Here is a 10,366-nt window from a genome sequence, read left to right as displayed (position 1 = left end):
CGCGGAGATAACATTACGCAAAGAAAGAAACACAATTCTCCGTCCCCTCTGCGAAACCTTTGCGTCCTCTGCCTGGAACCACTGATTAGACCCGTGGAGATAACATTACGCAAAGAAAGAAACATGATTCTCCGTCCCCTCTGCGAAACCTTTGCGTCCTCTGCGTGAAACCATTGATTAAACCGGCGGTGGCAGAGAATTTTCAATGTACTCCAGCGTCAGAAATAAACACAAATAGTGAATCATCTGATCCAGGCCGATCATCACAAAGAACCAGTGTTTCGATTCTAACTTATACAATCTGGATGTGGCCTTGCTGGTGAAGAAATCGGTGATGAAATGAAGCCCGCCGTTCATTCCAATAAACAGTAAAATATTCCCCCACCCCGCTGCCTGCATGAATATGGTGGAAGATACTCCCAAAACAGCCGTATACGTTAATACATGCAGGGAAAGCCATTTCAGGGAATGGCTCTTGTTCAGCGCCATCTTATCTGTCTGGCAGAGAAAGTCCGCCACAAAATGTGTGATAACAATAAAAAGAACCGATTCTATCATTATTGTATCCTGTACATAATGGGAATGACATAACGGGTCCGTACTGCAACTCCTCCTTTGAAGCCCGGCTTCCAGTTGGGCATTTCCTTGATGACCGTGATCGCCCGGCTGTGCATTTCTTCCACTGCCACAGTGTACTCTTTTTGTTTGGTTGAATCCTTGGCAGTTGCATTTATCCCTTTAAGCAAAGAAACATTACCAATGGTTCCATCCGGGTTGACAAAAAAACTTATATATACACGCCCCTGAATCCCGAGTGCGCGGGCTTCATTAGGGTATTTTAGCTTTTTCCCAATGTACTGATACATAGCTGTAGTGCCCCCTTCAAATTCCGGATCCTGATCCGTACATTCCATAAGGTAGGCGGTATCTGAGCCGGCTGTTACTATACAAGGATCTTTCACTGGCTTCTTTACAACTATCACTTTCTGGGAATCCGATTGGATACTGTCGGGCTGCACCACATCCTGAGCAAAAAAATCTACACAGAAAAAGATCAGTCCTATAAGAGTTGCTATTTTCATGCTAATCGGGAAACATTTTACCCGGGTTTAAAATATGATTTGGATCAAACACTTTCTTTAACTGCTTCTGCAATTCCAATGCCTTCTCTGAAAAGGCGATATCCATATAATTCTTCTGCACAAGCCCTATGCCATGTTCACCGGAAATAGTGCCTTTTAGTCGAACGCACAGTTCAAATATTTCGCGGATACCTTTCGGAACCTCTGTATTCCATCGTTCATCGCTCATATCCTCTTTCAAGATATTCACATGCATATTTCCGTCACCTGCATGGCCGAAGCACACCGAACGGAACCCATATTTCCTTCCTATCTCCTTCACGCCGGTAAGAAGCGCCGGAAGTTCGGCACGGGGCACCACGGTATCCTCTTCCTTAAAAACGCTGTGAGATTTCACCGCCTCCCCTACCCTTCGCCGGAGTTTCCAGAGGTTGTTTTTCTGCTCCTCCGAATCTGCGAACAAAATCTCCCCGCAATCAAAACGCTGCACAACCATTGCAATCCTTTCCGCTTCTTTCATCAGCACATCATCCGCATTCCCATCCAGCTCTATCAGCAGATGAGCCATTACATTCTTCTCAACAGGCACCTGTACGCCGTCAATGAATTTCATTGTCCAGTCAATCGCATCCCGCTCCATGAATTCCATGCAACTCGGGGTTATCCCCTCCCGGAAAACGGCCGCAACAGCCTCACACGCCCTTTCCGGTGAAGTAAAGGGCACGAGCATTACCACATTTTTCTTGGGCAAAGGAATAAGACGGAATACAATTTTAGTAACAACCCCCAGTGTTCCCTCGCTTCCCACCATCAGCTGAGTAAGGTTGTAGCCGGTGGAATTCTTTAATGTATTGGCCCCGGTCCAGATGATTTCCCCGGTAGGAAGCACTACTTCGAGATTGAGTACATAATCCTTCGTAACCCCGTATTTGACCGCCCTCGGTCCGCCGGAGTTTTCTGCAATATTTCCCCCTATAAAACAACTTCCTCTGCTGGCCGGATCGGGCGGATAGAACAGGCCTTTTGCCGCCACCGTATCCTGGAAAACCTGCGTGATAACACCCGGCTCCACAGTGGCCTGCAGATTGCGCTCATCTATTTCCAGGATGGAATTGAACCGCTCCATTGAAAGCAGAATGCCTCCGTTCACCGGCAGAGCCCCCCCGCTTAATCCTGTGCCCGCTCCGCGAGGGGTTACAGGAATTCTATGATTGTTCGCCAATTTGATTATCCGGGAAACTTCCTCCCGGGTGCGAGGTTTCACCACTACAACCGGCATAAAAGAAAGATCCTCGGTTTCGTCATGTGCGTAATTTTCAAGTACTGCTCTGGCAGTAAACACATGCTCTTTCCCGAGGATCTTCTCTAGTTCTTCGATCACTCGCTACGGGACAGTTGAATCTTTTTCACTTCCCAGTATAAAATAAACCCCCAGCATAAAAGATCCTGATGCCGTATTGGTTTTCTGGTAGGAATCATAATTGTTGAAGAAGAGCGGATTGTTTCCGTAAGGAAAATGATCTTTGGAAAGATCCCTTCCAAAACCATCTACACCTACCAGATCCGATAAGCCATATTCAAAACGGAAGCCGGTCCGGAGTCCGATCCGGTCGGTGAATTTGATCTGGATGCCCAGCCCGAACACCAGCGACAAGTTGGAGGATGAATAACTGGTGTCCACAGCCATTGAAGAATCGCTCTGCAGGATCGTACTGTTCGGCAGGGTCATATTAAAATCATAGCTGTACTTTGCGGAACTGATACTGGAATATTGCACACCAAACTCCAGAAATCCTCCCTGTTCCGTTTTAAGCTTCAGCATTAACGGAATATCAATGGTTTTCAGGCGTACATTGGATGTATAGTCAACCGAATCAAATTCCCCCGAATAAGCACCGGTGTGGGTATTCATAAGAAAATCTATTCCCAGCCCGACCGTTTTGTTAAAATACATGGAAGCGCCCAAACCGTAGTGATTTCCCCATCCTGCGGCATAATCCTGTTCGTTGCCGTCGTCGGACACATTCTTATTCAGAAGCCAGGTGGATTTGTAACCCCCTTTAGCTTCCAGAAAAAGCGTTTGGGAAAAAACCGTTGCCGGAGCAAGCAGAACGGTCAGTATAAATAAGATTCGTTTCATGTCATCAGGTTTTTATCCAACTAAAGGTATAAAAATCATTGCTTATACGGGTTTCGACGAGTGGAGAGTTTTTAAACACCAAGCCTTAAAAAAGTCCGACTGGCAAGCGGCCTTGTAAAATGCCTCCGGCTTTAGTACTTTTAGGTATTCTGCTAAATCGTTCCTCCATGAAACAATTCTACCTCACCGGCCTTTTCCTGATGAATTTAAGCTATCTGGTTCAAGCCCAGCAATGGCAGGATGTGGGAGGCGGCCTGAACAACTCAAGCCATTGCATGACCACCTGGAATGGAATGCTTGTTGACGGTGGAAGTTTTGGTTCGCCCTGCGGAAGAATCGCAGCCTGGAACGGCACCACCTGGAGCTGCTTTAGTACGGGGGTTGGGCTTGTAGCGAGAGACGCGGTGGTATATAATGGTGACCTGATAGTTGTCGGCGACTTCTGGAATGTTCAGCAACCCTGCGTGGGCTGTAATGGTGTTGCGCGTTGGGATGGAAACGCCTGGCAGCCCCTGGGTAGCGGATTTAATAATGATGTTTTATGCCTTACCGTTTGGAATGGTAATCTGATTGCCGGTGGTGATTTCACCACTGCCGACGGAAACACATGTTATCGGGTGGCCATGTGGAATGGAAGCAACTGGTCAGCTATCGGAGGCAGAGATACTGCCTTTAATAATGATGTTCGCGCCATGACGGTTTATAATGGAGAATTGTGGGTAGGAGGTGATTTTTCAAATGTAGACGGCTGCAGCCCCTGCGACCGCGTTGTGAAGTGGGATGGCCTGGCCTGGGTGGGAGGAAACTCCGGAGTAGATATACCGGGCGGGCTCGACAGCACGGTACGTGTACTTTATGTGAATCAATCGCAGAATAAACTATACATGGGGGGGCATTTTTTAGAAGTTGGCGGCGACTTCAATTGTTCCCGTGTGGCCGTGTATGACGGAAACGCATGGGCACCCCTTGGAACAGGAGTTGACGATTACGTTCGGGGAATAATGTTTTACAACGGGAATATGATCATTGGTGGAAATTTCCTGAATGCAGGTGGAAACCCGGCAAGTAAAATTGCCAAATGGAATTATAACACGGGCACCTGGTCTGCCATGGGTTCAGGGATGAACGATTATGTAAAAGCCATGGAAGTGTGGAACGGAACATTTTATGCAGGTGGGCCGTTCACTACGGCAGATGGTTTGCCCCGCAGTTGCATTGCCAGCTGGTACGAAACTCCCAATGTACCACCGGTATCTATGTTTACGATGAGCGCTTCTGCAATATGCCTTGGACAATGCATTTCATTCACGGATCAGAGTTCGAACACACCAACCAGTTGGACATGGACCTTTTCCGGAGGCTCTCCATCTTCCTCCACGTCTCAAACTCCTCCCCAGGTTTGTTACAGCACACCGGGAGTATATACGGTTACTCTTACCGCCTGCAACCCCAGTGGGTGTAATACTTCTACGCAAACGGTCACCGTATCTTCAACTTCTGTACCTACGGTAAATCTCAATGCAAATCCGAACCCGGTTTGCCAGGGCGGGAATACAATTCTCTCTGCTTCAGGTGCAAATGCCTACACCTGGTCGCCCTCTACGTTTCTAAATGCCACCACCGGGTCTTCGGTAACCTGTACGCCTACCGTTTCCACAACGTATACGGTTACCGGAACTACCAACGGATGTACCGGAACCAATACGCTTACTGTTAACATCACTCCAGGACCTACTGTAACCATCAGTCCGCCCAGCAGCACCCTCTGTTCCGGCTCACAGAATCTTACCGCTTCCGGTGCGAATACCTACAGCTGGTCGCCGGCAACATATCTGAATGCTACCACCGGATCTACGGTAGTTTCAACCCCTCTCTCCAGCGTAACCTATACTGTATCAGGTACCGATGTCAACGGCTGTGTATCCACGGGAACCGCCGTGATCACCGTTCCCGGTTTAAATCCACTACCTCTGGTGGAGGGATTTGAAACACCACCCTTCCTGCCGGCAGACTGGGCAATGATCGACGCAGGTTCGGACGGTAATATTTGGCAACTGAATACTTCCGTGGGAGGATTTTCAACCAGCGCACAGTGCATCTGGTACAATAATCATGGTATCAACGCTCCCGGCACACGCGATGAATTTCGTTTGAAATCGTTGGATTTCTCCTCACTCACCGCAGCACAGATGACCTTTGATGTAGCCTATTGCAGAAAAAACAACAGCAGCTTCAGCGATACATTATCCGTTTGGATTTCCACTGATTGTGGACAAACATTTACACAAGTTTACCTGAAAGGAGGAACCACCCTTGCTACCGCTCCGAACTCCAACTCTGCTTTTACTCCCGGCTCCTCCCAGTGGAGAACTGAAACGGTGGGGTTGAATTCTTATATTGGAAACGCACGCGTAATCATTGCGTTCAGAAACCATAACCGGAATGGTAATAATCTTTACATCGATAATATTAACATCACGGGAACGGTGGGAACGCCTCCTGTAACCCAATTTACCCAAAGCCAAAGCACGTTATGCGTAAATGGCTGCATTAATTATACAGACCTCAGCACCGGAACACCAACCACATGGACATGGACCTTCAACGGAGGAAGTCCGTTGTCTTCTTCCCAGCAGAATCCTTCCAACATTTGTTATAACAGCCCGGGCACCTATACCACTACGCTTACTGCATGCAACTCTATCGGGTGCTCCACTGCCACACAAGTGATTACCGTGAATACCTGCGTGGGAATGGATGAATTAAATCAGGGGACACTGGTAGTGGCACCTAATCCCTTTTCAGATCAGACAACATTTCTCTTTAACGGCTTTGTGCCGGAGAAAGGTGTGATTGTGATCCGCGATGCAATAGGGAGAACGATTCGGAGTCTTCCGGTAATAGACGGCAGCCTCGAAATGCATATGGAAAGAGGAAATCTGCCTTCCGGCGTTTATTATTTCTATTACACCGAACCGTCCGGAAAGTGCACTAATGGAAAGCTGCTTATTCAATAGGGCCGAAAAAATCGGGGCTTAAACTTAACGATTGAACCAGTGCAGGTAGATCTTGTTTTCGTTTGAATCCTCTACTAAAAGAATACACCCGGAAGCGGCGCTGGAGATCTCCAGAAGGGAATAATTTTTGAGTTTTTTGGGATCCAGATTTTCGGCAAATCCGTTCAAGCCGGCCGGTGCGCCGGGATTGGCGAACACACAATAAGCTGCTTGCATTTCCTCGTATTTTTTTATATCTGATGTTTTCAGCTTACCCTTGTCTTCCAGCGTCCAGCAGAAAATATCTGTCCCGTACGGAACCTGCAAAGTGTTTGTTCCGTCTCCGTTATCCACCAGATCATAGGAATGCAGTGCCGAAGGCAGATCAGCTTTAAATTCCTTGCTCTCTTTCAGTTTGCCAGTAAAAGCCATCTGATAGTTCCACTCCTTCCTTCCCATATCATCATAGGTGCGCACGAAAAGACCCTCCCAGGTATCCTTCACTCCCTTGCTGGGCTTAGAGGACCAGAAGCCTGAAACCAGAAATTTGCCATTTGAATAGCAAACATCTCCGAATGAGGAAACTGTTTCTGTATAGCTGACCGCCTGGGTATTAGCATCTACCTTTTCCTGAAATTCCTGCACTTCACCAACTGATCCCTTACGGTGTCGGAGCACTTTTCCTGCCTGAATAAACTTCTTACTCTCCGGTGAACCCTCCAGAATAAAAGTCCGGGTAACTTTTCCGTCAGGGCCTACCTCTGCCACTTCATGAGAAGCAGTTCCCAGTTTTTCATCTACCTTAGTTGAATATAAAAACACGCGACCATTCTCACATCCGGCAAAGAGCCATTTAGACTCATTCGCCTTCTTCTGAGGAAGTTCCAGTCGCATTTTCTGATAAGAAAGATCAGAAGCGGAAACAATGACCATATTCGCATATTGCTGACCCTGGATAGGATTGGTTGCCGTGAGAATATAAAATCGCTCGTCATCGCAAAATGCGGCTACCAACTCTTCGTTATAGAGCTGGGAGGAACCGAATTCTTTCATGATAAAATCACCCTGTTCGTTGAAACGAATGAGGTTGAAAGAAGAAAATCCCTTGATGGCATCCCATTCTGTTCCATCCATTACAAAGACCATTTTTCCGCTTGAAGAGGCTACCACCTTAGGCTGAGAATTCGCTTTGTTGGATTTAATATCCTGTATCCAGCGGGTAGAAAAATCGGCGGCTACATTTTTCACGGTGTATGACAGTCCCTGTTTTGTCTTTCCCACGTACGCATGAACCAATACGATGCCTCCATTTCCGATGCACTGATAATCCAGCACACCGGCCTTTTTAGTACGCTCGATCGTTTCGGTTTTGTCCTGTGAAAAAATTAACAACGGTAACAGCAGTAAAACTGCAACAAGTGTCCTGTTCATAACGTGCTTTTGGTATGCAAAGATACAAAAAGCATGCCTTATCAGGAGAGTAGCCTCAAAAGAGTGTTTCGGATTCTGTTTTCCGAGGGTAAAAGCGACACCTGTATTCTGCGTGCATAGCGGATACTTTCCAGTATCTCCTTTTGCTTTTCCTCGAGTTCCCTCTTCTGAACTTCGATTACCCTGCTCTTTCTTTGCGATGCACGTATACTTCGGAATATCAGTACCACGAGCACCAGGGTGACTAACAGACCTGCCGAAGTGATGATCAATATCTTTTGCTGCTTCTCTTTGTCAAGCTCCGCCAGAAAATCACTCTTTTCACGCTCCTGCCTCTCCATCGTTGCCTTCTTATCAAAATCATACTGCAGCTGTGCCTCAATCAGCCTCCGCGTATTTTGTTCATTCAGAACACTGTCGCGCGCAATGGCATATAAATGCATATGCCGCATGGCCAAGCGAAAATCTCCCCGGGCACTGTCGATTCGTGCCAGCAACCGGTACTGCTGGAAAACGATTTCCTTATTGCCTGCCGCGGTGCTGACCTTCAAAGCGCTGTCAGCAAACGTCTGAGCCAGCTCTATCCGTCTTTCCAAAAGATAAACCGTAGCGATATTTCCATAGCAGGCTGCTATCATGTTCTTCTCTCCCAACTTTCTCTTGATCTCGAGCGAAGCTTTGTACGACAACAGCGCCTCTTTGTTCCATCCCAACATTGAATAAACACTTCCCAGATTATTCAGGGCATAGGCCATCCCAAAATCATCCTTCAGTTCTTTTCCCAGCACCAAAGATTTCCCGTACTCCTCCAGGGCAGGCTCATACATTCCCATATCGGCCAGAACCATGCCCCGGTTATTGTGTACAGCAACCAGTCCCTTTTTATCCTGAATCTGGTTTTTTATTGCATAACTGGAGTCCAGGTACCGAAGTGCTTCTCTATATTTCATCATCCCGTGATAGGCCAGCCCTATATTGGTGTAGGCTGCACTTTTACCCTGCAAGTCACCCAGTTCCTCTCTGACTGCGAGTGCTTTCAGCTGCCATTCGAGCGAAGAAGAATAATTCCCCATTTGGAAATCCGCTGTACCTACCGCCCCATAGCCCAACCCAAGCCCTCTTTTCCACCCTATCATTTCCGCTGTTTTCAAGGCCTCCAGCGCCACATCGAATGAGCGTTTTAACTCACCCGATTTCCTCAACTGCGTAGAAATCCTTACCAGCTTATGAACCTTCAGCGTATCGCTTTTCGCTCTCAGCCAGAACTCAAGTGAGTCTAAATCACCGGCAAAAGCCTGCATAACGGCAAGCATCGCTGCGAGAGATATGACCATAAGCTTTCTCACCCCTTATTAAGTCTTTTAAATGAGCGCTCGATGTATTGCATTGCGGGTAATTGTGCCTGCTGTATCCTCCTGGCGTACTGAATACTGCTTACTATATCCGCCTGTTTCTCCTCCAGGGAGATTTTCTGATTTTCGATCAACCGGTTTTTCCTTCTGTTTCGTGCCAGATAAACGAGTAGCAATATGGAAAGCACCAGCGTTAATCCAATACTGGAAGCAATAAATAAAATGATAGTTTCCCGCGTGCGGTGTTCTTGCTGCGCCAATACTTCCTTTCTTTCCTGTTTCGCACGGAGTGCGGCAGCCTTCATTTCAAAATCATATTGCATCTGCTGCTGTATGGACTTTTCCATGTTCTCCTCATTCAGGATACTGTCCTTATACACCAGATATTGTTTAAAATACCCGTACGCTTCGCTGTACAGGCCGGCACTGTCGTAAGCTACAGATGCAGCCTTGTAACATTCCATAAATATTCTCCGGCTGTTTAGTTCTTTTCCTAAAGCCAGCGACTTCCCGGATAGCCCGAGAGCATCCCGAACGCGTCCGGTCATTGAATAAAGTTGAATTAGATTATTCATAGATCCCACAATCCCGGCTTTGTCACCATACTCGTTCCTTAATTCCAGAGCCGCGGTAAAATCCATCAATGCGCTGTCCATGATACCCAGGTTCTGGTAGCAGGATCCCCTGTTGGTAAAAGAGTTGGACAGTCCGAGCTTATCCTTCAGCTTTTGCTTGATCCGTATGGAAACATTGAGATTACCAATCGCCTCCCTCAATTTACCTTGATCATGCAGTACATTTGCGATATTGTTGTAGGTATTGGCAATCCCCCGTTCATCTTTCATCAGCTTTTTCACCATTAGCGACCGGTGCAGGTAATCCAATGCGGTTTCATGGTCTCCCATATACCAATAAATGATCCCGAGTGCATTGGTGGTGGCGCCTAACAGCAGTCGATCACCCAACTTTTCGGCAATACGAAGGGAAAGCAGATAACAATTCTGCGCCTCAGGATTATTGCCTTTCCCCTGATGCACGAGCCCAACAGTATAGAGTGAATGGCCCTCTCCTGAGACATATTTCAGCCTCCTGGACAAATCCAGTCCTGCTCCGGCATAATACATGGCTGTATCGTAGTCTCCCTTGGCACGCAATCGCCTGGAAATCGTATAGCAGGCTATGACTTTGTTTGTATCGTTCGCCGGACCATGAATAACTGCCATCAGGGAATCGTTGCTATTTTGACTACCGGAACCGGCAAACAAGGGGAAGTAGAAGGTGAGGAAAAATATCAGCAGGGCAAAGGCACGGAACATTGCTCTAAAGATACAGAATCCTTACTTTAGCTTCCTTTAACATCACCCT

Annotated in this window: 8 protein-coding genes; 1 reads left to right on the top strand and 7 read right to left on the bottom strand. The window is 47.2% G+C overall.

Features of this window, described 5'->3' with window-relative positions; all coding sequences use genetic code 11:
• Positions 1 to 177: 177 nt before the first annotated feature.
• Genes IT233_11570 through IT233_11555 form a run of 4 tightly spaced genes read right to left on the bottom strand, consistent with a single transcriptional unit; the run spans position 178 to position 3,222 of the window.
• Entirely contained in the window at positions 178 to 558 is a 381-nt protein-coding gene (locus IT233_11570; protein MCC7303270.1) for a DUF3307 domain-containing protein, read from the bottom strand.
• Positions 558 to 1,082, bottom strand: coding sequence for an energy transducer TonB (locus IT233_11565; GenBank protein MCC7303269.1), 525 nt, complete (start codon positions 1,080 to 1,082; stop codon positions 558 to 560). The genes IT233_11570 and IT233_11565 overlap by 1 nt, the downstream gene beginning before the upstream one ends.
• A gap of 1 nt (position 1,083) precedes the next feature.
• Positions 1,084 to 2,463, bottom strand: coding sequence for an FAD-binding protein (locus tag IT233_11560; protein ID MCC7303268.1), 1,380 nt, complete (start codon positions 2,461 to 2,463; stop codon positions 1,084 to 1,086).
• Positions 2,464 to 2,466: 3 nt separating this feature from the next.
• Positions 2,467 to 3,222, bottom strand: a complete 756-nt coding sequence (locus tag IT233_11555; protein MCC7303267.1) for a PorT family protein — start codon at positions 3,220 to 3,222, stop codon at positions 2,467 to 2,469.
• 167 nt (positions 3,223 to 3,389) lie between these two features.
• Between IT233_11555 and IT233_11550 the strand changes: the two genes are divergently transcribed.
• Positions 3,390 to 6,239, top strand: a complete 2,850-nt coding sequence (locus IT233_11550) for a PKD domain-containing protein (GenBank protein ID MCC7303266.1) — start codon at positions 3,390 to 3,392, stop codon at positions 6,237 to 6,239.
• A 24-nt stretch (positions 6,240 to 6,263) separates the two neighbouring features.
• Here the strand turns inward: IT233_11550 and IT233_11545 are convergent, their stop codons facing one another.
• The 3 genes from IT233_11545 to IT233_11535 are packed head-to-tail and all read right to left on the bottom strand — an operon-like array spanning position 6,264 to position 10,317.
• Positions 6,264 to 7,649, bottom strand: a complete 1,386-nt coding sequence (locus tag IT233_11545) for a hypothetical protein (protein MCC7303265.1) — start codon at positions 7,647 to 7,649, stop codon at positions 6,264 to 6,266.
• Between the two features lie 41 nt (positions 7,650 to 7,690).
• Positions 7,691 to 8,983 (bottom strand): tetratricopeptide repeat protein, encoded by a 1,293-nt coding sequence (locus IT233_11540; protein MCC7303264.1) that lies wholly within the window; start codon positions 8,981 to 8,983, stop codon positions 7,691 to 7,693.
• Positions 8,984 to 8,991: 8 nt separating this feature from the next.
• Positions 8,992 to 10,317, bottom strand: a complete 1,326-nt coding sequence (locus IT233_11535; protein ID MCC7303263.1) for a tetratricopeptide repeat protein — start codon at positions 10,315 to 10,317, stop codon at positions 8,992 to 8,994.
• Positions 10,318 to 10,366 lie beyond the last annotated feature (49 nt).

It is taken from the genome of Bacteroidia bacterium, from assembly GCA_020852255.1.
In the GTDB taxonomy this organism is placed as follows: domain Bacteria; phylum Bacteroidota; class Bacteroidia; order JADZBD01; family JADZBD01; genus JADZBD01.
The sequence above is the reverse complement of the archived record's forward strand: the minus strand, read 5'-3'. Positions and strand labels throughout refer to the sequence as shown.

Excerpts from the sequence above, each read along its gene's own strand:
- IT233_11570 (MCC7303270.1), bottom strand. The coding sequence starts at position 558 with ATGATAGAATCGGTTCTTTTTATTGTTATCACACATTTTGTGGCGGAC.
- IT233_11535 (MCC7303263.1), bottom strand. The coding sequence starts at position 10,317 with ATGTTCCGTGCCTTTGCCCTGCTGATATTTTTCCTCACCTTCTACTTC.
- IT233_11550 (MCC7303266.1), top strand. The coding sequence starts at position 3,390 with ATGAAACAATTCTACCTCACCGGCCTTTTCCTGATGAATTTAAGCTAT.
- IT233_11565 (MCC7303269.1), bottom strand. The coding sequence starts at position 1,082 with ATGAAAATAGCAACTCTTATAGGACTGATCTTTTTCTGTGTAGATTTT.
- IT233_11555 (MCC7303267.1), bottom strand. The coding sequence starts at position 3,222 with ATGAAACGAATCTTATTTATACTGACCGTTCTGCTTGCTCCGGCAACG.
- IT233_11540 (MCC7303264.1), bottom strand. The coding sequence starts at position 8,983 with ATGGTCATATCTCTCGCAGCGATGCTTGCCGTTATGCAGGCTTTTGCC.
- IT233_11545 (MCC7303265.1), bottom strand. The coding sequence starts at position 7,649 with ATGAACAGGACACTTGTTGCAGTTTTACTGCTGTTACCGTTGTTAATT.